At 69.9% G+C, this 25,032-nt stretch carries 22 protein-coding genes and 2 pseudogenes; 14 read left to right on the top strand and 10 right to left on the bottom strand.

Annotated features, from left to right (window positions below; translation table 11 throughout):
- Window positions 1-181: 181 nt before the first annotated feature.
- The 5 genes from OG514_RS36780 to OG514_RS36760 all read left to right on the top strand — a co-directional run bounded on the left by OG514_RS36780 (window position 182) and on the right by OG514_RS36760 (window position 6,075).
- Window positions 182-754 carry a hypothetical protein gene (locus tag OG514_RS36780; protein ID WP_266902383.1) on the top strand — a complete coding sequence of 191 codons (573 nt, stop codon included), beginning with the start codon at window positions 182-184 and terminating at the stop codon, window positions 752-754.
- A 132-nt stretch (window positions 755-886) separates the two neighbouring features.
- Entirely contained in the window at window positions 887-2,614 is a 1,728-nt protein-coding gene (lnt, locus tag OG514_RS36775) for an apolipoprotein N-acyltransferase (RefSeq protein ID WP_266902381.1), read from the top strand.
- Window positions 2,615-2,679: 65 nt separating this feature from the next.
- On the top strand, window positions 2,680-3,162 hold the full coding sequence (locus OG514_RS36770) for an NUDIX domain-containing protein (protein ID WP_266902379.1): 483 nt from the start codon (window positions 2,680-2,682) through the stop codon (window positions 3,160-3,162).
- 55 nt (window positions 3,163-3,217) lie between these two features.
- The gene (locus tag OG514_RS36765) at window positions 3,218-4,093 is read left to right on the top strand and encodes a 3-hydroxybutyrate dehydrogenase (RefSeq protein ID WP_266902378.1); all 876 of its coding nucleotides are present in this window, start codon (window positions 3,218-3,220) and stop codon (window positions 4,091-4,093) included.
- Window positions 4,094-4,170: 77 nt separating this feature from the next.
- Window positions 4,171-6,075: a GAF domain-containing protein gene (locus OG514_RS36760; RefSeq protein ID WP_266902375.1), complete on the top strand. Its 1,905-nt coding sequence runs from the start codon at window positions 4,171-4,173 to the stop codon at window positions 6,073-6,075.
- Between the two features lie 92 nt (window positions 6,076-6,167).
- On the opposite strand, the gene OG514_RS36755 is transcribed toward OG514_RS36760, so the two are convergent.
- Together OG514_RS36755 and OG514_RS36750 are read right to left on the bottom strand one after the other, a co-directional pair.
- On the bottom strand, window positions 6,168-7,535 hold the full coding sequence (locus tag OG514_RS36755) for an MFS transporter (protein WP_266902373.1): 1,368 nt from the start codon (window positions 7,533-7,535) through the stop codon (window positions 6,168-6,170).
- Window positions 7,536-8,751: 1,216 nt separating this feature from the next.
- Window positions 8,752-9,111, bottom strand: a complete 360-nt coding sequence (locus tag OG514_RS36750; protein WP_266902371.1) for a hypothetical protein — start codon at window positions 9,109-9,111, stop codon at window positions 8,752-8,754.
- A gap of 967 nt (window positions 9,112-10,078) precedes the next feature.
- Between OG514_RS36750 and OG514_RS36745 the strand changes: the two genes are divergently transcribed.
- Window positions 10,079-10,417, top strand: a complete 339-nt coding sequence (locus OG514_RS36745) for a MerR family transcriptional regulator (protein WP_266902369.1) — start codon at window positions 10,079-10,081, stop codon at window positions 10,415-10,417.
- Between the two features lie 232 nt (window positions 10,418-10,649).
- Complete coding sequence (locus tag OG514_RS36740; RefSeq protein WP_266902367.1) at window positions 10,650-10,853, top strand: cold-shock protein; 204 nt, start codon at window positions 10,650-10,652, stop codon at window positions 10,851-10,853.
- A gap of 487 nt (window positions 10,854-11,340) precedes the next feature.
- Here OG514_RS36740 and OG514_RS36735 read toward each other — a convergent pair whose 3' ends face one another.
- The gene (locus OG514_RS36735; RefSeq protein ID WP_266902365.1) at window positions 11,341-11,580 is read right to left on the bottom strand and encodes an XRE family transcriptional regulator; all 240 of its coding nucleotides are present in this window, start codon (window positions 11,578-11,580) and stop codon (window positions 11,341-11,343) included.
- Between the two features lie 609 nt (window positions 11,581-12,189).
- Here OG514_RS36735 and OG514_RS36730 point away from each other — a divergent pair.
- A pseudogene (locus OG514_RS36730) lies at window positions 12,190-13,034 on the top strand (RNA polymerase sigma factor SigF).
- A gap of 1,260 nt (window positions 13,035-14,294) precedes the next feature.
- On the opposite strand, the gene OG514_RS36725 reads toward OG514_RS36730, so the two are convergent.
- The 5 genes from OG514_RS36725 to OG514_RS36700 all read right to left on the bottom strand — a co-directional run bounded on the left by OG514_RS36725 (window position 14,295) and on the right by OG514_RS36700 (window position 18,579).
- Entirely contained in the window at window positions 14,295-15,620 is a 1,326-nt protein-coding gene (locus OG514_RS36725) for a hypothetical protein (RefSeq protein ID WP_266902363.1), read from the bottom strand.
- A gap of 383 nt (window positions 15,621-16,003) precedes the next feature.
- A complete protein-coding gene (locus OG514_RS36715) occupies window positions 16,004-16,561 on the bottom strand; it encodes a flavin reductase family protein (RefSeq protein ID WP_266902361.1) in 558 nt (185 codons plus the stop codon).
- A 2-nt stretch (window positions 16,562-16,563) separates the two neighbouring features.
- Window positions 16,564-17,631 carry an iron-containing redox enzyme family protein gene (locus OG514_RS36710; RefSeq protein WP_266902359.1) on the bottom strand — a complete coding sequence of 356 codons (1,068 nt, stop codon included), beginning with the start codon at window positions 17,629-17,631 and terminating at the stop codon, window positions 16,564-16,566.
- On the bottom strand, window positions 17,628-17,828 hold the full coding sequence (locus OG514_RS36705) for a CDGSH iron-sulfur domain-containing protein (RefSeq protein WP_266903065.1): 201 nt from the start codon (window positions 17,826-17,828) through the stop codon (window positions 17,628-17,630). The genes OG514_RS36710 and OG514_RS36705 overlap by 4 nt, the downstream gene beginning before the upstream one ends.
- Before the next feature lie 61 nt (window positions 17,829-17,889).
- The gene (locus OG514_RS36700; RefSeq protein ID WP_266902357.1) at window positions 17,890-18,579 is read right to left on the bottom strand and encodes a HemK2/MTQ2 family protein methyltransferase; all 690 of its coding nucleotides are present in this window, start codon (window positions 18,577-18,579) and stop codon (window positions 17,890-17,892) included.
- Window positions 18,580-18,865: 286 nt separating this feature from the next.
- Between OG514_RS36700 and OG514_RS36695 the strand changes: the two genes are divergently transcribed.
- The 5 genes from OG514_RS36695 to OG514_RS36675 all read left to right on the top strand — a co-directional run bounded on the left by OG514_RS36695 (window position 18,866) and on the right by OG514_RS36675 (window position 22,897).
- Window positions 18,866-19,831 (top strand): TIGR03557 family F420-dependent LLM class oxidoreductase, encoded by a 966-nt coding sequence (locus OG514_RS36695; RefSeq protein ID WP_266902355.1) that lies wholly within the window; start codon window positions 18,866-18,868, stop codon window positions 19,829-19,831.
- 11 nt (window positions 19,832-19,842) lie between these two features.
- Window positions 19,843-20,520: an HAD family hydrolase gene (locus tag OG514_RS36690; RefSeq protein ID WP_266902353.1), complete on the top strand. Its 678-nt coding sequence runs from the start codon at window positions 19,843-19,845 to the stop codon at window positions 20,518-20,520.
- Window positions 20,521-21,036: 516 nt separating this feature from the next.
- Entirely contained in the window at window positions 21,037-21,210 is a 174-nt protein-coding gene (locus OG514_RS36685) for a CsbD family protein (RefSeq protein WP_266902351.1), read from the top strand.
- Window positions 21,211-21,362: 152 nt separating this feature from the next.
- Complete coding sequence (locus OG514_RS36680) at window positions 21,363-22,484, top strand: glutamate--cysteine ligase (protein ID WP_266902349.1); 1,122 nt, start codon at window positions 21,363-21,365, stop codon at window positions 22,482-22,484.
- Between the two features lie 116 nt (window positions 22,485-22,600).
- Window positions 22,601-22,897, top strand: coding sequence for a DUF2188 domain-containing protein (locus OG514_RS36675; RefSeq protein WP_266902347.1), 297 nt, complete (start codon window positions 22,601-22,603; stop codon window positions 22,895-22,897).
- Between the two features lie 102 nt (window positions 22,898-22,999).
- On the opposite strand, the pseudogene OG514_RS36670 reads toward OG514_RS36675, so the two are convergent.
- Together OG514_RS36670 and OG514_RS36665 are read right to left on the bottom strand one after the other, a co-directional pair.
- Window positions 23,000-23,110, bottom strand: a pseudogene (locus OG514_RS36670) (cyclase); the annotation flags it as partial.
- Between the two features lie 135 nt (window positions 23,111-23,245).
- Window positions 23,246-23,548: a hypothetical protein gene (locus OG514_RS36665; protein WP_266902345.1), complete on the bottom strand. Its 303-nt coding sequence runs from the start codon at window positions 23,546-23,548 to the stop codon at window positions 23,246-23,248.
- A gap of 189 nt (window positions 23,549-23,737) precedes the next feature.
- Between OG514_RS36665 and OG514_RS36660 the strand changes: the two genes are divergently transcribed.
- Entirely contained in the window at window positions 23,738-25,006 is a 1,269-nt protein-coding gene (locus OG514_RS36660) for an IS701 family transposase (protein WP_266903063.1), read from the top strand.
- Window positions 25,007-25,032: the final 26 nt, after the last annotated feature.

The following is a 25,032-nucleotide window of genomic DNA, read 5'->3' as shown; positions in this document are numbered from 1 at the left end:
CCTCCGGCTGCCCGCCGGCCCCTGACCGGCCGTGCGTGGACGCCTCCGGCCGCTCACCGAGGCCGCCCCTCACCGGCCGTGCGCGACATCTCCGGCTGCTCGCCGCAGCCCCTCACAGACCGTGCGCGGACGACCTCGTCCCGTCGCGCTGTTCCTGGCGATCCTGGGTACTCTTCCCGGTATGAGGGAGCATGTCCGGAATCAGTACGCCGACGAGCCGACGCCCGCCGTGTGGACCGGCCGCGCCACCAACCGCTTCCAGTGGCTCGCGGCCGCCGCCGGTGCCGCCTGTGTCGCCCTCGGCATCACTCTCGCCGTCGCATCGGCCTGGACCTCGGGCATCGCACCCCTCCTGATGGCCGTGATCGGCTGCGTCGCCGCCGGACTGCTCGTCCTCTTCGGCACCCTCGCCTTCGTCCATGTGGCCGTGAAGGTCGACGACCGCGCCATGGAGGTCCGCTGCGGCCACATGGGCGTGCCGCGCCGCCGTATCCCCCTCTCCCTCGTCGTCGGCGCCGACTTCGAACCGAGCGTCACCCCGCGCCACTGGGGCGGCTGGGGTTACCGCTGGCGCCCCGAGAAGGGCACGGCCGTGGTCGTGCGGCGGGGCGAGGGCCTGATCCTGCGGCTGGGCGACGGACGGACGTTCACGGTCACCGTCGACGACGCCGAGTCCGCGGTCCGCGTCATCCGTGACCACCTCCGCGACATGGCCCCGCCGACACCGCCCGCGCCGACCGGCCGCCCCGTCTGACTCCGGATGCGCCGACCGGCCGCCCGTCTGACTCCGGATGCGCCCGGACCGGCGTGGCCCCGGGACCCGGGGCGGGTCATCCGGCCCTCCCGCTCCCCTCGGTCGACAGGAACGACCCGTAGACTCCGCAAGGTGAGCGCCACCATCACCCCCGTCGACGCGTCCGGAGCCGACACCGCACCCACGCCGGGTTCCCGGCTGTCCCGGCTGCGGCGGTTCGTACGGCCCGGGGCGGCTCTGCTGTCCGGGTTCCTGCTCTACCTGAGCTTCCCGCCACGCCCTCTGTGGTGGCTCGCCCTGCCGGCCTTCGCATTGCTCGGCTGGACCCTGCGGGGCCGCCGGCTCCGCGCCGGGTTCGGCCTCGGGTACCTCGCCGGGCTCGGCTTCCTGATGCCGCTCCTCGTCTGGACCGGCGAGGAGGTCGGCGCGGGCCCCTGGCTCGCCCTCGCGGCGGTCGAGGCGCTCTTCGTCGCCGTCGCCGGCCTCGGCATCGCGGCGGTCTCCCGGCTTCCGCTGTGGCCGGTCTTCGCCGCCGCCGTGTGGATCCTCGCGGAGGCGGCACGCGCGCGCGTGCCGTTCGGCGGCTTCCCCTGGGGCAAGATCGCCTTCGGTCAGGCCGACGGGATCTTCCTGCCGCTCGCCGCCGTGGGCGGCACCCCAGTGCTCGGCTTCGCCGTCGCCCTCTGCGGCTTCGGCCTGTACGAGACGTACCGCCAGATCCAGGCCCGCCGGGCCACGGGCACGGAGCCCGGCCCGGGCACGGCATCGGGCACGGACACCACCCCTGGTACGGACGCCGCCACCGTCGCGGACACCGCCACCGGCGCGGACAGTGCCTCCGGTACCCGCACCGGCGCCAGGACCTCCCCGCGCGGCCCGCTCGTCGCCGCCGCGCTCGCCGTGCTCGTCCCGGTCACCGGCGCCCTCGCGGCGCTGCCGCTCGTCGACGACTCGGCCGAGGACGGCACCGCCACCGTCGCCGCCGTCCAGGGCAACGTGCCCCGCCTCGGCTTCGACTTCAACGCCCAGCGCCGGGCCGTCCTGGACAACCACGCCGCCCGCACCCGCGAACTCGCCGAGGACGTGAAGGCCGGCCGCGCGCCCCAGCCCGACTTCGTCCTCTGGCCCGAGAACTCCTCCGACATCGACCCGTACGCGAACGCCGACGCGGCCGACGTCATCCAGGGTGCTGTCCGGGAGATCGGCGTACCGACCGTGGTCGGCGCGGTCATCGCGCCCGAGACCGGCAAGCTCCGCAACACCCTCATCGAGTGGGACCCGGACCGCGGCCCCGTCGCCACGTACGACAAGCGGCACGTCCAGCCCTTCGGCGAGTACATCCCGATGCGGCCCTTCGTCCGCATCTTCAACAGCAACGTCGACCGCGTGAGCCGCGACTTCGGCGCCGGCACGAAGATCGGCGTCTTCGACCTGGCCGGTACGAAGGTGGGCCTCGCCACCTGCTACGAGGCGGCCTTCGACTGGGCCGTGCGCGACACCGTCACGCACGGCGCCCAGCTCATCTCCGTACCCAGCAACAACGCCACCTTCGGCCGCAGCGAGATGACCTACCAGCAGCTCGCGATGTCCCGGGTGCGGGCCGTCGAGCACAGCCGGTCGGTCGTCGTGCCCGTCACCAGCGGGGTCAGCGCCATCATCCGCCCCGACGGCGAGATCGTCGCGGAGACGAAGATGTTCACCCCGGACGTCCTGGTCGAGAAGGTGCCGCTGCGCTCCTCGCTGACCCCGGCGACCCGGATGGGCACCCTGCCGGAGGCCCTGCTCGTGGCGCTCGCGGCGGCCGGTCTCGGCTGGTCGGCCTTCCGTTCGGTACGGTCCCGGCGCACGCGGTCCGAGTGAAGCGGAACCAGGGCCCGGGAAAGAGGGCCCGTGGCCCGGTCCGTAGATGATCTAGGGTCGGGGGCATGGCTACCCCTGACTTCATCCGGGCCCTGCGCGAGACTGCCGGCCACCAGCTCCTCTTCCTGCCCGGGGTGAGCGCCGTCGTCTTCGACGACCGGGGCCGGGTGCTGCTCGGCCGGCGCGCCGACAACGGACGCTGGGCGGTCATCGGTGGCATCGTCGAGCCCGGCGAGCAGCCCGCCGACTGCGCGGTGCGCGAGGTCTTCGAGGAGACCGCCGTGCGGTGCGAGGTCGAGCGGATCGTGCTCGTCGAGACCCTCCGCAAGCCCGTCGTCTACCCCAACGGCGACCAGTGCCAGTTCCTGGACGTCTCCTTCCGCTGCCGCGCGGTGGGCGGTGAGGCACGGGTGAACGACGACGAGTCGACCGAGGTCGGCTGGTTCGACGTGGACGACCTGCCGGAGATGAAGCGTTTCTCGTATCTGCGGATCGAGAAGGCGCTGGCCGACGAACCCACATGGTTCCGCACCACAGAAACCAGCTGAACTATGGGACCGGAGCACATCGGTGGGGGAGTGGGCCCTTCATAGGGTGCGGAGCATGAGCGCCCCCATCACCGTCCCCGGTGCCGCAACGGATCTCGATTCCGCAGCGGGTCCGGACTCCGTGTCCGGTCCCGGCTCGGTCTCCGCCGCACCCCGGCCCCATGCCGTCGCCCTCGACCTCACCGGCCGCACCGCGGTCGTCACCGGCGCAGCCGGCGGCATCGGGCGCGCCTGCGCGCTGCGGCTCGCCGCCTCGGGGGCCCGGGTCAGAGCCGTCGACCGCGCGGCCGAGGGCCTGGAGACCCTGGCCGAGGAGGCCGCCGCGCTCTCCGGGAGCCTCGAACCCCGGCTGCTCGACCTCACCGACCTGGACGCCGCCGAGGCCGCCGCCGACGGCGCCGACATCCTGGTCAACAACGCCGGACTCCAGCTCGTCCGCCCCCTCCACGAGTTCCCGCCGGACGTCTTCCACACCGTGCTCACCGTGATGCTGGAAGCACCGTTCCGCCTCATCCGGGGTGCCCTGCCGCACATGTACGCCCAGGGCTGGGGCCGGATCGTCAACATCTCCTCCGTCCACGGGCTGCGCGCCTCCGCCTTCAAGTCCGCGTACGTGGCCGCCAAGCACGGCCTGGAGGGCCTCTCCAAGACCGCCGCCCTGGAAGGCGCCCCGCACGGGGTCACCTCCAACTGCGTCAACCCCGGCTATGTGCGCACCCCGCTCGTCGAACGGCAGATCACCGACCAGGCCGCGGCCCACGGCATCCCCCCGGAGCGCGTCCTCTCCGAGGTCCTCCTGAAGGACTCGGCGCTCAAGCGGCTCATCGAACCGGACGAGGTCGCCGAGGCCGTCCTCTACCTCTGCACCGCCCAGGCCTCGTTCATCACCGGTACCTCCCTCACCCTCGACGGCGGCTGGACCGCCCACTGAAGGTTGCCCCTGATGTCCCTGTGAAGGTTGTCCACAGGGGTGGTGCGACCACACGTTCGGCAGGTATCCCTGTGTCCATGTCCCACGAACACGTCTCCTATCTCGAACTCCTCTCCCGGGGAGCCGCGACGGAGGCCTACGACAGGCCCGTGCTGCTCGCCCGTGCGAGCGGCGCGGGCCCCGAGGCGCTGGCCGAACTCGAAGAGGCCAAGCAGCTCGCCCTGCGGGTCCGGGCCGAGCTGGAGGGACGGCGGCGGCGCGAGGCGGAACTGTCCGCGCTCTTCGCCACCGCCCACGACCTCGCGGGACTCCGCGACCTCGACGCCGTGCTGCGCGCCATCGTCCAGCGCGCCCGCTCGCTCCTCGGCACCGAGTGCGCCTATCTCAGCCTCAACGACCCGGCCGCCGGAGACACGTACATGCGGGTCACCGAGGGCTCGGTCTCCGCCCGCTTCCAGCAGCTCAGACTGGGCATGGGCGAGGGGCTCGGCGGTCTCGTCGCCCAGACGGCCCGCCCGTACGTCACCGACGACTACTTCGACGACGCGCGCTTCCAGCACACCCGGACCATCGACACGGCAGTACGGGACGAGGGCCTCGTCGCCATCCTCGGCGTCCCGCTCAGCCTCGGCAGCCAGGTCATCGGCGTCCTGTTCGCCGCCGACCGCAGGGCGAGGGTCTTCGAGCGCGAACAGGTCGCGCTGCTCGGCTCGTTCGCCGCGCACGCCGCCGTCGCCATCGACACGGCCAACCTCCTGGCCGAGACCCGCTCGGCCCTCGCGGAACTGGAGCGCGCCAACGACATCATCCGCGAGCACAGCGGGGTCATCGAGCGCGCCTCGGAGGTCCACGACCGGCTGTCCGAGCTGGTCCTGCACGGCGGCGGTGTCCACGACGTGGCCGACGCCGTCTCCGAAGTCCTCGGCGGAACGGTCGAGTTCACCGAGGAGGGCGCGGGAGCCGCCCGCCGCGCCGGGGGCCACGCGGTCCGCGAGGGCGACGACTGGGTGGCCGCCGTCTCCGCCGGCGGCGAGACCCTGGGCGCCCTCGTGCTGCACGGCCAGCCGGACCTCGACCCGGTCGACCAGCGCACCCTGGAACGTGCCGCGCTGGTCACCTCCCTCCTCCTGCTCGCCCGCCGATCCGCGGGCGAGGCCGAGCAGCGGGTTCGGGGCGAACTCCTCGACGACCTCCTCGACGCCCCCGACCGGGACCGCCGGCTGCTCCGGGAACGCGCGGCCCGGCTCCGTACCGACAGCGAAGCCCCGCACGTGGTGCTCGCCGCCCGGATCGACCGGGCCGGCGGCGCGGCCGATCCCGATGCGGGCGGCCGCGAGAGCGCCGACCGCCAGCGCCTGTGGTCGGCCGCCACCCACCTGGCCGCGACCCGCCACGGACTCGCCTCGGCCCGCGACGGCGGAACGGTCCTTCTCCTGCCCCTCGGCCCCGGCGAGAACGCCGCCGACCTCGCCCGCCAGACCGCGAGAAGCCTGGGCGGCACCCTGCGCGAACCGGTCACCGTCGGCGCCTCCGCTCCCGTACGCGCGCCCCTGGACCACCCGGACCAGGTGGCCGTCGCGTACGAGGAGGCCCGCCGCTGCCTCGACGCGCTCCGGCTCCTGCACCGCTCGGGCCAGGGCGCCGCCGCCGAGGACCTCGGCTTCCTCGGCCTGCTGCTCGCCGACAGCCGCGACATCCACGGCTTCGTCGAACGCACGGTGGGCCAGGTCGTCGCGTACGACCGGCGCAGGGGCACGGACCTGGTCCGCACCCTGGACGCGTACTTCGCGAGCGGGATGAGCCCGGCCCGGACCAAGGACGACCTCCACGTCCACGTCAACACGGTGGCCCAGCGCCTGGAACGCGTCGGCCGACTCCTCGGCCCGGACTGGCAGTCCCCGTCCCGGGCCCTGGAGATCCAGCTGGCACTGCGCCTGCACGCACTCTCGGACGCGGTCACGGTCACGGTCACGGGAAAGTAGAGGACGGCCCGGTGCCCCGCTCGTCGACGAGCGGGGCACCGGGCCGTCCGACGCTGTAGTACGCCTCAGGCCTCTCAGAAGTCTCAGGCGTCTCAGGCGTCGACGCCGACCTTGGCGTCGGCGGCGGTCCGCTCCTCGATCTCGCCGAGGTCCCGGTCGCGGGTCTCCTTGGCGCAGGCGATGGCGACCACGGTGAGCAGCGCGGCGGCGATCACGTACAGCGCGATCGGGGTCGAGTTGCCGAAGTCGGCGAGGAGCGCCGTCGCGATGAGCGGGGCGGGCGCGCCGGCGGCCACGGAGGAGAACTGGGCGCCGATGGAGGCACCGGAGTAGCGCATCCGGGTCGCGAACATCTCGGAGAAGAACGCGGCCTGCGGCGCGTACATCGCTCCGTGCAGGACCAGACCGACGGTGACCGCGAGGAGCAGGCTGCCGAAGGTGCCCCGGTCGATGAGCATGAAGAACGGGAACATCCAGGCACCGACACCGATCGCGCCGATGAGGTACACGGGACGGCGGCCGAGCCGGTCGGACAGCGCGCCCCAGAGCGGGATCACCGCGAAGTGGACGGCGGAACCGATGAGGACGGCGTTGAGGGCGGTCTGCTTGGAGAGGCCGACCTGGGTGGTCGCGTACACGAGGATGAACGCGGTGATCACGTAGTACGAGATGTTCTCCGCCATGCGCGCGCCCATCGCGATCAGGACGTCCCGCCAGTGGTGACGCAACACGGCGACCAGCGGCGTCTTCTCGACCTGCCCGGCGACCGCCTTGCGCTCCTCGGCGGCGGCGAGGGCCGCCTTGAAGACGGGCGACTCGTCGACCGAGAGCCGGATCCAGAGGCCGACGATCACGAGCACACCGGAGAGCAGGAAGGGAACACGCCAGCCCCAGGCGGCGAAGGAGGCATCGGAGAGCAGCGCGGTCAGTGCCGACAGCACCCCGGTCGCGAGCAACTGCCCGGCCGGCGCGCCCGTCTGCGGCCACGAGGCCCAGAACCCGCGCCGCTTGGCGTCCCCGTGCTCGGACACGAGCAGGACGGCCCCGCCCCACTCACCACCCAGCGCGAACCCCTGCACGAGCCGCAGCACGGTCAGCAGCACCGGGGCGGCGGACCCGACGGTCGCGTGCGTCGGCAGCAACCCGATGGCGAAGGTGGCCCCACCCATCAGCAGCAAGCTGAGCACCAGCAGCTTCTTCCGCCCCAGCCGGTCGCCGTAGTGCCCGAACACCAGCGCCCCGAGGGGTCGGGCCGCGAACCCGACCGCGTACGTCAGGAAGGACAGCAGGGTCCCGACGAGCGGATCGGACTCGGGAAAGAACAGCTTGTTGAACACGAGCGCGGCGGCGGACCCGTACAGGAAGAAGTCGTACCACTCGATGGTGGTGCCGATGAGACTGGCGGCGACGATCCGCTTGAGGGAGCCGGGTGGGGTCGGGGAGGTTGTTGCGGCGGCCATGTGCACCACTTCCAGGCAAGTGCGGGGACGATTCGGTGTCGCCATACCGTAGGAAGATGCAGGTCAGGGACGTATGTGGTGGGACACCATAGTTCGGGTGTGCCGTGTGCGCGCGGCCTCCATGGCCTGCTGTCGCGACCCCGCCGAAGGCCCGGGAGGGGCCCGGAGAGGGGCTGTCCGGGTTGCGCTGATCGGACGCGTTTTGGTGGCGCGCTGCTGACTCCCGTGCTGGTTTCGTGCTGACTGAAACCCCATGTCAGCACCCGTGCCAACCCCTCCCGTGCTGACTTGGTGCTGACTACGCAGCGCTGAACTCCGACATCTGCGACAGACCGGTTCCGATGGATGCGCCAAGGTCGGTCGTAGGTTGCGATCCCCCATGTGTGGCGCTGCTGGCCCCGTGGGGCGGGCAGCCGTTCGCGGAGGCTGGTTCGAGTCGTACGACTTCCCGAACAGCCGCGCACGACTGGGGAGTGTGCCGCGGGGGATGCGCCTGCGCCCACCTGGGGCGCCGGCCCTTCGGCGGGGGTGCCGTGTATCTGGCCACGCTGACGGCTGAGAACTTCCGTGTCTTCGGTGCCCGGAGATCGCCCGAGGAAACGGGAGATGCGCTCGAACTGGAGCTGACGCCCGGTGTGGACGGCAAGGCGCGGGAGCACTTGAAGGCCACGTACCTTCGCCCGCTTCGTGACGCCGAGGGGGAGCTGCGCGCGGGCCGGGGTTCCAGGCTGTCGCAGATCCGTGCCGTCGGTGGCGAAGTGGAGCGCGTCGGAGTCGAGATCGCGCGGGCTGGGGCCGGCCATGCGGTGCACCGCGGGCTCAGGATCGTCGGGGCCCGGTACAGTCTCGATCGGAGCCGCCATCGACACGGTGCGTCCGAGCCGGACCTCCGAGGCCGCAGCCACCACCCGCTCAGGTGTGAGATGGCGGAGTGCGCCACACCGGCCGTTCACCGCCGGTGGCGCCGCCTGCTTTCGGAGCCGTTCGTAGAGCGCCCGGAAGCCGTGGCAAGTTGACGACGGAGGGTGGAGGTAGGGCAACAGCGACCGACGGGCGGGAACGTACCCCGGCTCGGTCACCTTCCTCGGCGGCTGGGGAAGTCCTCTCGCAGGAATCGGCTGCGGAACCGTGGGGGCCTCAGGTGGGATCTGAGGGCCTCTCACGGACTTCGAGCGCGTGCTGGTAGTTGGCATGTGGTCCGTGACGCGGCGCGGGGTCAGTGATCGGAGTAGCTGAAGTCGCCCATGGTCCAGGCGCTGACGTCCGCGATCGAGACGCGGTACATTCCCCCCGTCTCCGGGATCCCCACCGTGCCCTGAAGGATCCGCGCCATGTGGAAGTGCAGATAGGCGGGCGGCCCGTCCCTCCGTGTCGTAGCGGTGAAGGCGGCGGAGAACCCTCCCAGGCGGGCGGAGTCCGCCAGGACCTCCGAGACCCGCTGCCTCCACACCGCTTCGGGCGCCAGCCGACCGGTGATGACAGCTCCACCGGTGACCACCGTCAAGGACATCTGATTGCTCTGCCCGGACTCCACCAACGTGGCGACGTCAACGAGCAGCTCGTCATGCTTCGGCATGAGAGCCGATCCTATTCACGGGCCGTCCCGTCCCGTCAACCGGTCGTGCCACCGGGCGAGAAGGGCCGTCACCGCTTTCCCGTCAGAAATACGCCGCGTGAGCATCGAGGCATCCCACGGGACTGCCAGAGACCGCTCCGCGACCCTTCGCGTCACTGTTTGAGGTCGATTACCTGTCTACCGGACACACGGAAATCTGTGTCGGCCGCAGTAGACATTGGGTGGTGGCGTGGTTATGGTTTCTCTCGTAGCCCAGAGAGACAGCAGGGCCTGGCAGAGACGAACTGCCGGCAAGCAGTACCAGCAGTACAGGTAGTTGCAGTGAGCAGGACGGTGCGGCGGTGGAGTTTCGAAGCCAGGTTGTTGCAGGACGGCGACGGGACTGACGGCCGGACCGGGTGGCCCGCAGTGATCAGGGGCCGCCGTGAGCGGGACCGCGGTCATGGCAGGTGCGGTACCCGTGAGTGCAGTGCGCAGCACCCAGCAGTGGAGAGCGAGCAGTACCCCTGGTGAAGGCGTCGGCTGCGGACGCGCGCACCGGGAAGTTCGGCAGTGGGGTTCTGAGCCAGAGAAGACGCAGGACGGGCAACGGGGCTGGCTGCCGAAGGGTGGCGCTGTCACAGGCCACTGAGCAGCTCGCATCACCAGCAGTACCCGCAGTGGATCAGTACCCGCAGTACGCAGTATCCCGTAGTGAGTAGTTGATCACCGAGGAAGAACGGAGGAACCCGCGCCATCAGGATCGCCCGGGCGGAAGACTTGAGCCCGGGTACCGCAGGACATCGATAACGAGGTGGTCTCCGGTCAAGCAACCGCGATCCCCGCACCCCCGACAGCAGCCAGGTCGGGTACGCGGACACAGAACGCCGGCGCAGTATCAGGGCCGGCAGGTGGTGTAGAAGTTCCTTCGGGGCCCTGGTGCCGTACGGCACCAGGGCCCCTCAACGCGTTCCACGAGAGAGGTGCAATGACAGCAGACGACTCGTGCGGTCGTCTCGACGACGACGACTACCCCGCCTTCACGATGGGCAGGGCCGCCGAAATGCTCGGCACCACCCAGGGTTTCCTCCGCGCCATCGGAGAAGCCCGCCTCATCACACCCCTGCGCTCCGAGGGCGGCCACCGCCGCTACTCCCGCTACCAGCTGCGCATCGCCGCCCGCGCCCGGGAACTCGTCGACCAGGGCACCCCCATCGAGGCCGCGTGCCGCATCATCATCCTCGAAGACCAGCTCGAAGAAGCGCAGCGCATCAACGCCGAGTACCGCCGCGCCGCCGGATCATCCGGGCCGGCGCCCGCGGACTGAGACGGTGCGAGCCCGTCGGATACCGGCCCATCCCGCGCATACATACAGGCGTTTCCTCTGGTGACAGGGTGTACTGACGTGTAGCGTCCCGGTTAGCTGTCGTGGTTCGGAAGTTCCCCTTGCCCATGCCTTCGGCGTGGGTTTTTTGCTGTGCAGTGCCGCAGGGACCAGGGCGATCACCTCTGCCTTCCGCATGGTGCGGGAGGCGTTCATCGACTGGAAGGCATGAGACATGGCTACGGGAACTGTGAAGTGGTTCAACGCGGAGAAGGGCTTCGGCTTCATCGCCCAGGACGGTGGAGGCCCGGACGTCTTCGCCCACTACTCGGCGATCAACTCCACGGGCTTCCGTGAGCTCCAGGAGGGCCAGACCGTGACGTTCGACGTCACCCAGGGCCAGAAGGGCCCCCAGGCCGAGAACATCAACCCGGCCTGACCTTCCCCACCCCGCCCGCGGAACCGCGGGCACCGCGACCGGAGTGTACGGCTGCTTCGTGCGGCCACTACCCGAGCAGCGGGCACCGGGCGTTGCGCGGGCGGCGGTGGGATCTGCGGCATGTGGTGATCGGGGCCGCGCGGCCACAGCTGCGCGGCCCCGATCTGCGTCAAGAGCGGCGCTGGGGACGATGGGCGATGCCGAGCAGCATGCCCTACCCGGCGTCGTCAGTTGCCTCCCGCGGTGACTCCCGGTGCGTGAAGGCGCCAGCCGGTCGTGGGGGCGGAAGCCCCGCCGGCGCAGGGCGCTTGCCCTCCTCCTGCGCTCAGTCACTTGAGCCGTCGGATACGACAGGCACGGGTTGGTGAACGGGAATGGAACGCACCGCGTCTCCCTCCGGGGAAGAGGGCGGTCGCGCGTCGAGCATGTGTATTTCGATGACGAGACGACCACAGTGGCTATCACATAGGCGTCGCATCGGCGCAGGTCAGGGGGCAGCTACCGCGGCAGTGGGCCGGGCGGCGGCCTTGACCTCCGCTAGCGGCAGAGCGAGGGCGCCGGCAAGTTCGGCTAGCTCCTCCTCGGTCGGCCGGATGGGCCCCTCCGCGCCGTCCTCGGCGAAGGCCCGAATGCGCGGGGTGCGGATGCCGGTCTTGTTCGCGATCGCCTGCGGCGTCAGGTGGCGGCAGCGCATCGTCTGTTTCAGCAGCTGAGATAGGTCGGCCATTGGATTCTTGTGCCCCGCCCGAGCACGCTCGTGCCAAAGGCGGTCCGCCTTGGGTCGACTGGCCCCTCGGTGGGGCACGCTGCCGCGAAGCGCACCGCGTAGTCATCCACCGGCCCGGAGACGCGGGCCACGGCTGTCGTGGCAGCACTGCGCGGATGGTCTTACCTCTGGGTCCCGTGGTTACGGTGACGGATTTGGCTAGCTGGCGGCATCCTGGGGATCCGCAGCCGGGCGGAGCTTGCCCAGGAAGGCGCGGGCGAAGTCTCGGTGCGTGCGCGACGGATTCCGGCCGCTTGTCGATGAAAACTCGGTCCGACATCCCAGTGTCCGGTCCCGTGGGGTGGATCAGCATAAGCCCTCCATGCATGGTGGCCTCTGTCCGAGATGCGCACTTGCCCTCAAAGCGGATCCTGTAACGCCGAGCCGAACTTGAGTTGGCACCTGTCATGCGCGGACGCTCCTTCGCGACACGCATATCGCAGTCAGCCAGGTGGCGGCATCACCCGCCGTATGCAAGACGGGCGCATGAGGCACCAGCTCGGGGGTATGTGCGGTGCACCGGCCTGGCGGGGGACGGCAGAGGGCCGGCGGACAAAGGGGAGGGACAGCATGACGACGGCTACCGGGACATCCACGGAGACCGGCATCGCGGAACTACCGGCAATTGCCGCTCCGCAGGGTGTCGCGCCGAAGGACGCCCGCGACCTGTCGAGGCAGTTCTTCGCAAGGCTCGCCGTACTGGAGGAGGGCACGCCCGAGTACCAGTACGCACGCAACACCCTCGTCGAAATGAACATGACGCTGGTCCGCTAGGCCGCCGGACGGTTCCGCCACCGCAGCGACGACATGGAGGACATCATCCAGGTCGGCACGATCGGCCTGATCAAGGCAATCGACCGCTTCGACCTCTCCCGCGAGGTTCAGTTCGCCACGTTCGCCGTGCCTTACATCGTCGGCGAGATCAAACGGTTCTTCCATGACACTTCTTGGGCCGTCCACGTTCCGCCCGCCTCCAGGAGGCCCGCGTCGACCTCGCGAAGGCCACCGAGGAACTCGGCACCCGCCTCGGCCGCGCACCCAAGGTCAGCGAACTGGCCGCGCTCATGGACCTCACCGAGGAAGAGGTCATCGAAGCCCGCCTGGCCTCGAACGGCTACAACTCCACCTCCATCGACGCCGCTGTCCACGGTGACGCCGACGACGGTGAAGCGCCCCTGGCCGGCTTCATCGGCGAGGAAGACCCCGCCATGGAGCTCGTGGAGAACTTCCATGCTCTCGCCCCGCTCATCGCAGAACTCAACGAGCGCGACCGGCGCATCCTGCACCTGAGGTTCGTCGAGGAACTCACCCAGTCGCAGATCGGCGAACGCCTCGGCGTCTCCCAGATGCACGTCTCCCGCCTCCTGTCCCGCACCCTGGCCCGCCTTCGCGAGGGGATGCTCACCACCCTCTGACGCCATGGCGGCCAAGGACACGTTCGGCAGTTACAAGCCATCGCATCATGTGCCCTTGCCCGACTCGCTGTCGGTCAGGCTCACCCATGCGAGTGCCGCACCGGCCCAGGACGTCACCGCCTTGCCCTGGCGAGCTGTGAAAACGGCACTCGATGTGGCTGCTGTTCGCAGGCAACAGCGCATACTGCAGCATGGGAGTGGCACCCGTGCGCCGCCACGACCTTGCCGATGGGCTGCTCGACGTGCGCATCGCCACGGCGGGCACTTCGCCCGCACCAGGCTGATGGCCACCGCCCTGACCGGCGGCTTCGCCAAGACCCGGCTGTACGCGGCGGCACGCCCCACATGGCTGTCTCCGATCTACCCCGGACGCCCACATGGCCGTTCGATGCGGTTCACTCGAGGGCCATGCCGCAGCCAACGGGGCCTGCCCAGCCCGTCGCTAGCCAGCAGCTGTCGGTCGCTTGGTGAAGCGGTGCCACCAGTGCCGCCGGCGGGGGTGCACGGCGCGGCCGAGCCGGCGACCGATCAGCAGATGGTGCGGTGGTGGAGCCGACGGAGTTGTTCTTTGCCGAGCTGCAGGCCTGACGACCGGCGTCCACGATCCGCTCGTACGGGATGGAGCTCTTGCGGTGGTGGCGGTGGCTGTCCGCATGGGAGGTGGAATGGGACCGGGCGGGGTGAGGGGATGCCCGGGACTTCGTGCGATGGATGTAGATGGCGAGAAAGCCCGCGCGGGTTCATTGGCGGTACCGCCGTGGCGGTGCTGTCGCTCCGGCGGCGCGACTGGGGCCGGCCGCCTTGCCGAATCCGGTGACTGGCCGGGCGACGCCTGGGCTGCAGTACACGGCGTCGACGCGGGCGCACTGCGAGAGGGTGCTGCGCACCTTCTACGACTTCCATCTGAGTGAAGGCGTCGGACCGCTGATCAACCCCTTCCCGAAGGGGCGACGCGCCTCTGGCGGGCCGACCGGTCGCACGGGCCAGTACCGGCCTTCAGTGCCCCGGCGGCAACCGCGGCGGATTCCGGACGGGCGGTTCAACGACCTGTTCGCCGCGCTGAGGACCAACCGGGACCGGGCGCTGCTGGCGTCTCCTCCCCCTCCCCCGAACGACCGGGCCCCTATCCGGGTCCGCTGCCTTTCGACCCGGGCGAAGCGCCCCGCGGCTGCGCGGAGAAGGAGGCCCCCTTTTTCTTGGGCTGCGGCGACGGCGGGGGTTCCCCGTCGTCGGGGCGCGTCAAGCATCGCTTCGCGCAGCTCAGGAATCCCCCACATCGTTCGTGGCGGCCGACAGGACACCGAGGAGCACCAGGACGAGCACGGCGCACAGGAGCACGAGGACGACGACCACAGGCGTGGGGTAGCTCCAAAGGACGAGGGCGAGAGTTCCCGCCGCGATCACGGTGGCTGTGGTCAAGGGGCGGTGCGCGCGCAGCCAGTCGCCGGCCCGGCCGCTGTCCCACCCGGTGCGGGCCAGCGCGTGACCGGCGGCGTCGACGCCCCGGCCGGTGGCCGAGCGGACGGCGTCGGCTCCGCGGCCAGGCCCGTACAGATAGGCCGTGATCACGGCGATCAGCGCGATCACGAGCGTCGCCACCGTCGACTGCCGCAGGAACCTCACGAGGGTGTCATAGACATCCGCCGCGGCCTCTTGCGACTTCGCGACCGGGGCCACCGCGTCCAGGTACACCTGGCGCAGGACGGAGAGCACCACAAGCAGCGCGCACATCATCACGCCGATGCCGACCCCCAGGGCCATCACCGCTTTGCGGCGCCGAGGCGCTGCCCAGACCCCGAGGCCCGCAAGAACAACGACTGTCGCGGGCAGCCAGGGACCGAGCACACCGAGCCAGCGGGCCGCGTTCCGAACCTCACCCAGCTGGTCGTTCCTTGTCAGCACGATCGATGTGTCGGCCCCGGGAATCTGATCCGCATCGACGATCGTCGTGCCGACGAACTGCTTCTGCATCTCCTCCACCACGACCCCCACGTTCAGCACGAGGGCCTCTCCCTTGACCTCGATCGCGCCACCGCCGTCGCCGGTCAGGACGTTCGTCGCGGCGGTGTGGGCGCCCCGGTTGACTCTGTCCCAGGCCTCGGCGAAGGCGTCGCTGGTGACCACCTTCTTCACCACGTACCGCACGCCGGTCGTCAGGCCGCTCTTGAGTTGTTCGTCCATCGATCTGGCCGCGTCGACCAGGAAGGGGGGTGCGTCGCGGTCGGCCAGGATGTCGGCGAGGGCGTCGGTGATCTTGCGGACGTCGACGCGCGCGACCACTCCGTCGGTCACACGGTCGATGACGACGTCCTGGACGGCCGGATCGCGGGCCAGCGGCGCGACCGTCTGTTCGTAGCGGTCGACGTCGTTGATCTGCGAGCTCGTCCATGCTGCCACCACGGCGACGGGAGCCAGCAGTACGGCCAGGACGAGAAGCCCGGAGGCGACCACCATGCGCAGCCTGCGGTGACGGAGGTCGGCGTCCTTGCGAAGACGCTCGTAATCCGAGCGCTCAGATGCGTCCAGAGGGCGCCCCGGCTCGTCGGGCGAGGGCCTCCGTGGACCGAAGTCGTGAGGTGCGCCCATGGGACTCCCTCCGGGTGCGGCACTCGGCGCGCCAAGGCACTCCGCCCACGTGGTGAGACGGCCGCCGAACATCCGGCTCGCGCGCAGCTCGCTGAGGATGCGAGCGAAGAGGCGTGAGACGTGCCTGGGAGAGGCCGATGCGTCGGCCAAAGAAGCGCTTCATCTCACCGACGACGGTGGGCAGAGTGAACGTGCAGAACTCTCACTGCCGGAGTCGTTTGAACATGCCGGGTTCGGCGCTTTCCCCGGTCGCATTGAGGCTGTTCTGACTCTCTACCAGTAGTGCCGACGCCCGCCGACCTGGTGACCGACCGCGCCGAGGATCCAGAGGATGACGCCGAGGACGATCATGGTGTCCTCCGATTCTGCTGGTTGCTTCCATATCAGAGTAGGCGTCCCCTCCGCTCATGGCCTCCGGGAACGGAGCTTGAGCAGGGAGGATCTGTCCCGTGATCTGAGGCCGGGTGCCCTGGCGAGAGGTCCGCGACGTCACTGAACCGGAGGAGTGGCGGCCTTGCAGGGCCGGGTGGGCTCTGCGTGACAGGTGCGAGCAGGAAGCCGACGTGGTCTCCTCCGTCGACGCGTTCCCGAACTCGGCCCACGAGCCAGGCGCAGGAGTCCTCCAGTACCGGCGCTCCGCCTTCTCCCGGCCGCCAGGCCACCCTGCCGAACTTGTCGATGTCGTCGCCGGTCCGTCTGCCGAACAGCTCGGCGACCTGCGTCTGGTCGCGGCGCAGCGCGTGTACGGCGAGGTGGGAGGCGCAGCGAGCGATGCGATAGGTGCGGTTGGCGGTGGAGATCCACACCATGAAACGGGGTGGGTCGATCGAGCACTGTGACGCGAAGCCCACCAGGCAGCCACCCTGCTCGCCGTCGGCCGCCGCCGTGACGACGTACATCGGGTAGTCGAGCACGTCGGTGAAGCCGTCGAGGCCGGTCACGGTCAGCTCCTCGGGTCCGGGTCCGGGTCCGGGTCCGGGGGTGGGGGTGGGGTCGGGGGCAGGGGGCTACGGAGCGCGGAGCGCCCTGCCGACCACGCTGCGCGAACATGGGCGCCGAGTTCGTTCTCGAGCAGGACGGTGGCAGCGCACCCGAAGGCGATGTCCGGCTCTAGTCCGGGTTCGTCGGCGAGGAGGCCGCCGATGACCTCACGCCGTACGACCTGCTCGTGGACGGCGTCGGCTTCGAGGTGCTCTGCGTAGAAGTGCTCGGCGGCGGGCCCCGCGCCGCAGCGGCGCATGGCATTGGCGAGCCTTCGGGAGCCGGGCGGGGAGGTGACCTCGACGCAGGCGAAGTGGCCGACCAGCGCGCCGCGCAGGGATCGGTGCAGTCCGAAGAGGGACATGAGGTTGACGGTGGCGAGCAGCGGGGCAGGAGCGTGGTCCAGGTAGTGGCCGTAGGCCGGGTCGAGGTCGAGGTCGGTCATGAGGTCCGCGAAGAGCCGTGCGTGAATGCGTTCGGGGTGCCCGGCGCCGAATTCGTCGTACTCGACGGCCACCATCGCGGCCTTGGCCCGGCCGGTCAGCCGCGGGATGACCCAGGCGTGCGGGTCCGCCTCTTTGAGGTGGTAAAGGGAGCGTAGGGCTGCGTACTCGCGCAACTGCCACAGCTCGCCCTTGGTTTCCAGATGGTGGCTGACGCTGTCGGCCGGATTCAGCTGTTCGACGAGGAGCGGGGCGAAGGTCTCCTCGACGGTCCGGGGCGCATCGGGGAGTGCGATGCGCAGCGCGTGGAGGAACAGGGTTTCCGTCTCCCGTCGCAGACGCAGCAGGTCCGGGTCCCATTCGCGTGCGTCGTCGACGCCCTCGAAGCCTCGGTAGTGGAGTTCGTACAGCAGGTACAGCGCGAGCTGGAGGTCCTCTCCCCAGGGGTCCGCCCTTCGGATGCTGGCCTCGGTGTACGCGGGTGGCCGGTCGCTCCGCAGGGCCCTCTCCACGGCGCCCGACAGGTCACCCCGCGCTGCGACGAGGCGGGGGCCGGATTCCGTGACGCTCGTGCTGGACGGGGTCATGTGAGGCTCCTGCCCTCGGAGGGTGCTACAGCTCGTTCCCGGCGGCGGTGGCTGGTGTCGCACCAGGGATACGCGCGGCTGCGGCGACACGTGCACAGCGCGACCATGAACCGATCGGATCGGGCGAGGGTCCCGTCGTCCAGCACGAATTCCACCGGGCCCTCGACCAGGATCGGGCCCTGCGGGTCGATGGCCACCCGGCGTGCGGGTCCGGGTGGGGGCCGGACCGTCGTAGAGGTGGCCGCCTGCGTCACGCCGTCAGGGGTGCTCGGCACGGATGATCACCAGCTCCTCGCGCTCGTTGCCATCGCACGCCAGGCCCTGCCTCCGCAGCCAGGTCCGCCGCGCACGCAGTACCGGCCCCCATGGGACGGAGGTCCGTGCGGTCACCCCGGCGGACAGCCCGCCCGCTTCCAGACGGGCAAGAGTGGCCGGTGGACCGCACATCCCGGAGTGCACCATCAGCAGGACCCCGCCGGGGCGCAGCAAGGCCGGCGCGCACGCGCAGACGCGGTCGATGACCACCCGCCCGTCGGGGCCGGCGTCCCAGGCGCGGGCGGCCCCGTGCGACGGCGGGCGCGCTCGGGCCGAGGGCACGTAAGGCGGGTTTGTGAGGACGACGTCGAAGCACCGGCCCTGGGCTCGGGTCTCGAAATCACCGTGCATCACTCTCAGTGGCAGTCGCTGCCGGAAGGCGTTCAGGCCGGCCGTGATGACCGCGGGCCACGAGACGTCGACGGCCTCGACCCGGGCCCCGGTACGTGCCGCGGACAGGGCGAGAGCACCTGTTCCGGTGCCGATGTCCAGGATGTCGCTGTCCGCGCCCATGGGTTCATGGGAGAGGGCTTCCGCGAGGAGCCAGGTGTCGGCCTGCGGGCGGTACACGCCGGGCAGGGCGATCAGCCGCCTGGGAAGCGGGTCGAAGGCCGGAGCCGTACTGGGCACCATGAACCTCCGGATCTCTGAGTTCGCGGAGAGGATCCCGTCGTCGGCGAGGGAACGCAGGTCCGGGATCTCGACCCCATTCCTGGCCCGCCGTGTGATGCGGGAGGGGCTCCTTCCAGTCGGAACACGCTCCATTGTGGCGCCGGGCCGCCTCGTCCGCCGCTCGACGCATCCGGGCTACTCGGCCGCGGGGCGGCGGGCTGCGGAGTGCGCGAGAGGAAGAGGTTGTCGGTGACTTGGCGCCGCTGTCGACTCGTGAGACCGGGGGAAAAGTAACAAAATGGTGTCTATGGCGCACTTCGGTTACACGATGATGACCGAACAGGCCGGGCCCCGCGAACTGGTCGCCCACGCGATAGGCGCGGAGAAGGCTGGCTTCGACTTCTCCGTCATGTCCGACCACAGCTTTCCCTGGCTGGAGTCGCAAGGGCATGCACCGTACGCATGGAGTGTTCTCGGCGCGGCCGCGCAGGCCACGTCCTCGCTACCGCTCATGACCTTCGTGACCTGCCCCACCTTCCGGTACCACCCGGCAGTGATCGCCCAGAAGGCCGCGACCATGCAGATGCTGTCCGGGGGCCGTTTTCGGCTCGGCCTCGGCTCGGGCGAGAACCTCAACGAACACATCATCGGCGCCGGCTGGCCCGCGGCCCCGGTGCGTCTGGAGATGCTCGAAGAGGCCGTCGGCATCATCCGTTCCTTGCTGGCGGGGGACACGGTCAGCCACCGCGGCCCTCACTTTGACGTCGACAACGCCAAACTCTGGGATCTCCCCGAGGACCCCCCTGCGATCGGCATCGCGGTGTCCGGGGAACGCTCCTGCGAAATCGCCGGCCGGTACGGGGACCTGGTGATCGCCACGGAGCCCCGCCGGGAGCTGTTGGAAGCGTTCGACACGCACGGTGGGGCAGGCGGGCCGCGCATCGGCCAGCTGCCCGTCTGCTACGACACCGACCGCGACGCGGCGATCGCACGGGCACACGACCAGTTCCGCTGGTCCCTTGGTGGCTGGCAGGTGAACGCGGAACTCCCCGGGCCCGCCGGCTTCGAACAGGCCGGCACGCACATACGTCCCCAGGACGTAGCGGACGTCATTCCCTGCGGGGCAGACGTCCACACGTTCGTCGAAGCGGTACGTCCGTTCCGCGACGCGGGGTTCACCGAGATCGCCCTCGCCCAAGTCGGCGGCGACCAGCAGGAGCCCTTCCTCCGCTGGGCACAGGCGGAGCTGCTCCCTGCTCTGCGGGAACTGTGAAGAGGGAAACCATGGACCGTGCCGCGCTTTTCGATGTCGACGGGACCCTTGCCGACACCAACTACCTTCACGTGGTGGCATGGTGGGAGGCACTGCGCCAAGCCGGGCACCAGGTACCGATGCACTCCGTCCACCGGGCGATCGGCCTGCCCGGCGAGGACCTGCTCGATCACCTCCTGGGAGACGACCGCGACCCAGCGCAGGACGACCGACTGAGCGCCGCGCACCACACCCTGTACGCCACCTTCTTCGACCGCCTGCCTGCCCTGGCGTCGGCCGCCGACCTGATGCGCACGCTCGCCGGCAGCGGCTGGCGGGTCGTCCTCGTCACGTCGGCGAAGGACAGCGAACTCTCGGCCCTGTGCCGAGCCATCGACGCGGACGACGCCATCGCCGAAACCAGTACGTCCGATGACGTCGAGGAAGGCAAACCCGCACCGGAGCCCGTCCGGCACGCCCTCCGACTGGCCCAGGTGCCACCCGACCGGGCCGTGTTCGTCGGCGACACCGTGTGGGACATGAAGGCGTCCACCCGCGCTCGTGTGACTGCCGTGGGCCTGCTCTGCGGCGGAATCCCGCGGGCCGACCTGGAAGAAGCCGGTGCCGCCGCCGTGTACCGCGATCCCGCCGATCTGCTGGCTCATCTCGCTGACAGCCCGCTCGCTGCCGTGTCGGCCAGAGCCGGGTGATCAGTGAGTGGGTGTTTCGGCGCCCCCAGCAGTGGCCGGACTGCGCGCGTGCGAGATGTCCTCGGGCCGGTGCAACGGTCAGCGGCCGAGGGACTTCTTCAGCTCGGACTTGTTCATGGACGATCGGTCAGATGTTGCGGCGCTTGGCCTCTTCGTACAGTTGGTCGCACGTGGGGCCCGCCGCGCCGCTTCCCGATCTCCGGCCTCCGCGCTTCGACGGGGACTCGCCCTCAAGGGATCGTCCTGTTGCTCCCGCTTCGGACTCGATCCACGAGGCATGTGGCCTTCCCTTCCTTGTGCTGCCAGGACTGCCGCGTTACTTGCGTCTGATGAGAACAGGACCGTGCCGACTGTGCGACGGAGCGGAACCATCCGGTGGGTACTGAGGGGCGGCCATGGTTACTGTCCGTTCCCCCCGTCGGGAGGCGTCGGGAGCTTCCCCAGGTTTGCCGGTCGGAATGCCGGTCAGAACGTATATGTACGGTTTTGCCACTATTTTCCAGGGAGTGATCGCTCGTGTCGAGCAAGGAGAAGGGCCGGGCCAAGGCTGAGCAGGCCAAGGGCAAGCTCAAGGAGACGGCGGGCCGTGCGGTGGGCAATGAACGCATGACCACCGAGGGGCGTGCCGAGAAGACGAAGGGGAACGCCCGCCAGGCCAAGGAGAAGATCAAGGACGTCTTCAAGGGCTGACCCGCCGACGGTGTGAGCCGCGGTCGAGGAGCCGCGGTGGGTGTCGAGCACGATGGGCCGGTGAAGAGCTGTCGCCCACGACCACATCAGGGGCACCCATGTGAGACGGCAGGTCTTCCCGCTCATGGAAAGGGGCGAACGGCGGTGGCCGAATGAGAAGCGTGGGTGTGGAGGAAGAGCTGCTTCTCGTGCATGCCTGCAGTGGGGAGCCCCTCGCTCTGGCCGGTGCTGTCCTCGCGGCTGCGGACCGGTCCGTAGGTCGGCAGCCGCGAGGTGACGGCGCGCCAGGACACGCCCTCGAGAAGGAACTGCAGAAGGAACAAGTGGAGTTCGCCACCAAACCGGTGACGGAGATGGGTGAACTCGGGGATGAGGTCACCCGGTGCCGCGCCGAGGCCGGTCGGCACGCCGCATCCGCGGGCGCCCTCGTGGCAGCCCTCGCCACCTCGCCGCTGCCCGCCCAGCCCTCGCTGAAACCGGGCAAGCGATACGCGTGGCTGGGCGAACAGTTCGGCCTGACCGCGCAGGAACAACTCACCTGCGGCTGCCACGTCCATGTATCGGTCGAGTCGGACGAGGAAGGTGTCGCCGTACTGGACAGGATCCAGCCCTGGCTCTCCGTTCTGACCGCGATGAGCGCGAACTCGCCTTTCTGGCAGGGGCAGGACAGCAAGTACGCGAGCTATCGCAGCCGGGTGTGGAACAGGCTGCCCTCGGCCGGCCCGATGGACGTCTTCGGTTCCGCCGATCGCTACCACGAGCAGGTCGGTGCCATGCTCGACACCGGAGTCCTGCGTGACGAGGGGATGATCTACTTCGACGCCCGGCTGTCGGCCACCTACCCCACTGTGGAGGTCAGAGTGGCGGACGTGTGCCTCGAAGCGTCGACGCCCGTACTCCTCGCCGCCTTGGTCCGCGCCCTCGTCGAGACTGCCGCCAGGTCCTGGCGCGGAGGGGATCCGCCCTCCCGCGTCAGCACGGACCTGCTTCGGCTGGCGGCATGGCTGGCGGGTCGATCGGGCCTGGACGGCCCCCTCCTTCATCCCGGAACCATGCGAAAGGCGCCGGCGGCGGAGGTCGTCCAGGCGCTGTACGCCCATGTCCGAGAGGTCCTGGTCGAGTGCGGCGACGACGAACGGGTCCGCGGAGGCATCGCCGGTCTGCTGGAAGGGGGCAACGGGGCTCGCATCCAGCGCGAGCTCCTGCGCACTCATGGCAGTCTCACCTCGGTGGTCACCCACTGCGCGCGTATCACGAGCGACTCCCGAGCCTGATGCCGAGACCGACGAAGGAGGCGGGCGGGAAGAAGGCTCCGGCCACGGAGTCGGCTACGTGGAAGCCGGCGACGCTCCGGCGTCGGAAGTCCGCTTGAAATGCGAGGAGAAGGGCCATGGCAGCGAAACGGACCGTCTACCACGTCGCACCGTCCGGCGAGCGGGCGGCGGCTGCGGGTGTGAAGTGGCAGGTCGAGGGCAGGGAGGGCCGCCGGCTGATGCACGAGCCGCACCGGACCCAGAGGGACGCGATCGACTCCGCACGTCGGCATGCCAAGGAGCACACCCCCGCACAGGTCATCGTCCATGCCCGCGACGGGCACATCCGAACCGCCTACACCTACGGCGACGCTCCCATGACGTCCCCCGATGAACGCGGCCGCAGGGCAGGGGCGCGCGGGGGCCTCTTCTAGGGAGTGTCTTTCCGGTCATATTTAGGATGCCAGTTGATGGGACCCCGCGACTGAGGCGGGCGACGATGCGTGATGGTCGCTTGGCTTCCCCGCCCGTGGGGCTCATGGTCTTGGTCTGCCCGGGGTGATGCGGCCGCGCCACCCACCGGTTTCTTGCCCGCGTTCTTCGATGAAGCCTTTGAACCTCCGCAGATCGCCCTCGACCCTACGGTCGCACCACTTCTCACGAGCACACTCCTTGCTCGGCGTGTAGACAATTTCCGATCAAGTAGTCGCTTGCCCGACGTACCTGGCGGTTAGTACTCCAGTGTGACTTCGTAGTTCCACGTCATGTCGCACGTGTGGTGGCTATTGGGCGGTGTCCTGTCCGATCGCGCGGAGGACATCGGCGAGCCAGACCAGGTGGTGGCCCACGGCCCGGTTCGGGTCGGCGAGGAGGTCCTCAAGGTGCTGCCATGACTCGGAGAGCTGCCCGATTGTGATCGATTTCGGTTCGTTGGGGACGTCGTAGAGTTCGTCGCCCGGAACAGACCAGAAGTAATCGTGTTCGAGCGCCGCTGCGCTGCCGGCCGACGCTTCGATGTGTTGCAGTGCCAGCTCGAAGGCCGTTCGAAGCTGATCAAGCGGGATCCGCAGAGGTTCGCTGTCCATGTGCTCATTGTGTCGATCAGGGGCCGCCGTCGGACCGCAGCAAGGAGTTCGGCACTGCCCAGGACCCGGCCCGGAGCGAGAGCAGCCACCGCGTGATCATCGGGGGTTGTGTGGACTCCTGAAGATCGTGCGGTGGCCGCGAGCCAGAGCGTAGACCCGATCCGGTGGCGGGCATTGTTCGACCAGGCCATGGCCCGGATCGCGGGCCGGTTCCGACGGGTGGAACCGCGAGCGACTGCCCGCGCTTACCTGCTCGGGCTGCTGTCCGGCGTCGAGCGCAAGAACTGCTGGTGGCTGGCCGAACAGGCTGGTCACGCACGTCCCGGACCGATGCGGCGTCTGCTGCGAAGCGCCCGCTGGGACGCTGATTCCGTCCGCGACGAAGTCCGCGCTTACGCCGTCGACCACCTCGGCGGCGATGGTGGCGTGCTGATCGTCGACGAGACCGGCTTCCTGAAGAAGGGCCGGGCCTCGGCGGGCGTGCAGCGGCAGTACACCGGCACCGCCGGACGCATTGAGAACAGCCAGGTCGGTGTCTTTCTCGCCTACGCCACCGGCCGGGGGCGGGCGCTGATCGACCGCCGGCTCTACCTGCCTGAGCATTCCTGGTGCACCGATCCCGAGCGCCGCCAGGCGGCCGGGATACCCGACGAGGTGCAGTTCGCGACCAAACCCCGCCTGGCCTGGGAGATGATCGCCGCTGCACTGGACGCCGGGGTGGAAGCACCGTGGGTGACCGGCGACGAGGCATACGGACAGGACCCGCAGCTTCGTGCCGCCCTGGAGGCCCGCGGGACCGGCTACGTTCTGGCCGTCGCCTGCTCTATCCGGGTGCGGATCAACTCCGGCCGCACACCGATTCGCGCCGACACGGTCGCCGACCGCCTGCCCGAGGCTGCCTGGCACCGGCAAAGCGCCGGCACCGGCGCGAAGGGCCTGCGCTATTACGACTGGGCCTGGATCCATATCGGCACCGGCGAACACCGCCACCTGCTGATCCGCCGCAACCCCACCACGAGGGAGCTCGCCTTCTACCTGTGCTGGTCACCCACCGCAGCGCCGCTGGCCGAACTCGTCCGCGTGGCCGGCAGCCGCTGGAGCGTCGAAGAGTGCTTCCAGGCCGCCAAAGGCCAAGTCGGCCTGGACCACTACCAGGTGAGGAACTGGACCTCATGGCACCGGCACGTCACGCTCGCCATGCTCGCGCTGGCCTTCCTCGCCACCGTCGCCGCCGATGCAGCCCTCGACCGGCCAGCCGACCCACATCACCACACCCGGGGCAGCAACCCGATCTCGCTGACCGTTCCGGAGATCCGCCACCTGTTCACCGCCGTCTTCAACCCACCAGTTGTATCCCCAGCCAGACTGCTGCACTGGTCGAACTGGCGCAGACGCCACCAGGCAACAGCCCGCCACAGCCATTACCGACGACGCTCAGCCCACGAAGCCAGCGGATAGATCACGAAACCGCACTGGAGTATTAG

The organism is Streptomyces sp. NBC_00572 (assembly GCF_026341815.1).
In the GTDB taxonomy this organism is placed as follows: Bacteria; Actinomycetota; Actinomycetes; order Streptomycetales; family Streptomycetaceae; genus Streptomyces.
This window is presented reverse-complemented; position numbering and strand designations above follow the sequence as displayed.

What these genes read in the sequence shown, in the direction of transcription:
- OG514_RS36780 (WP_266902383.1), top strand. Translation starts at nt 182, where the DNA reads ATGAGGGAGCATGTCCGGAATCAGTACGCCGACGAGCCGACGCCCGCC.
- OG514_RS36770 (WP_266902379.1), top strand. Translation starts at nt 2,680, where the DNA reads ATGGCTACCCCTGACTTCATCCGGGCCCTGCGCGAGACTGCCGGCCAC.
- OG514_RS36765 (WP_266902378.1), top strand. Translation starts at nt 3,218, where the DNA reads ATGAGCGCCCCCATCACCGTCCCCGGTGCCGCAACGGATCTCGATTCC.
- OG514_RS36760 (WP_266902375.1), top strand. Translation starts at nt 4,171, where the DNA reads ATGTCCCACGAACACGTCTCCTATCTCGAACTCCTCTCCCGGGGAGCC.
- OG514_RS36755 (WP_266902373.1), bottom strand. Translation starts at nt 7,535, where the DNA reads ATGGCCGCCGCAACAACCTCCCCGACCCCACCCGGCTCCCTCAAGCGG.
- OG514_RS36750 (WP_266902371.1), bottom strand. Translation starts at nt 9,111, where the DNA reads ATGCCGAAGCATGACGAGCTGCTCGTTGACGTCGCCACGTTGGTGGAG.
- OG514_RS36745 (WP_266902369.1), top strand. Translation starts at nt 10,079, where the DNA reads ATGACAGCAGACGACTCGTGCGGTCGTCTCGACGACGACGACTACCCC.
- OG514_RS36740 (WP_266902367.1), top strand. Translation starts at nt 10,650, where the DNA reads ATGGCTACGGGAACTGTGAAGTGGTTCAACGCGGAGAAGGGCTTCGGC.
- OG514_RS36735 (WP_266902365.1), bottom strand. Translation starts at nt 11,580, where the DNA reads ATGGCCGACCTATCTCAGCTGCTGAAACAGACGATGCGCTGCCGCCAC.
- OG514_RS36725 (WP_266902363.1), bottom strand. Translation starts at nt 15,620, where the DNA reads ATGGGCGCACCTCACGACTTCGGTCCACGGAGGCCCTCGCCCGACGAG.
- OG514_RS36710 (WP_266902359.1), bottom strand. Translation starts at nt 17,631, where the DNA reads ATGACCCCGTCCAGCACGAGCGTCACGGAATCCGGCCCCCGCCTCGTC.
- OG514_RS36700 (WP_266902357.1), bottom strand. Translation starts at nt 18,579, where the DNA reads ATGGTGCCCAGTACGGCTCCGGCCTTCGACCCGCTTCCCAGGCGGCTG.
- OG514_RS36695 (WP_266902355.1), top strand. Translation starts at nt 18,866, where the DNA reads ATGGCGCACTTCGGTTACACGATGATGACCGAACAGGCCGGGCCCCGC.
- OG514_RS36690 (WP_266902353.1), top strand. Translation starts at nt 19,843, where the DNA reads ATGGACCGTGCCGCGCTTTTCGATGTCGACGGGACCCTTGCCGACACC.
- OG514_RS36680 (WP_266902349.1), top strand. Translation starts at nt 21,363, where the DNA reads ATGAGAAGCGTGGGTGTGGAGGAAGAGCTGCTTCTCGTGCATGCCTGC.
- OG514_RS36675 (WP_266902347.1), top strand. Translation starts at nt 22,601, where the DNA reads ATGGCAGCGAAACGGACCGTCTACCACGTCGCACCGTCCGGCGAGCGG.
- OG514_RS36665 (WP_266902345.1), bottom strand. Translation starts at nt 23,548, where the DNA reads ATGGACAGCGAACCTCTGCGGATCCCGCTTGATCAGCTTCGAACGGCC.
- OG514_RS36660 (WP_266903063.1), top strand. Translation starts at nt 23,738, where the DNA reads ATGGCCCGGATCGCGGGCCGGTTCCGACGGGTGGAACCGCGAGCGACT.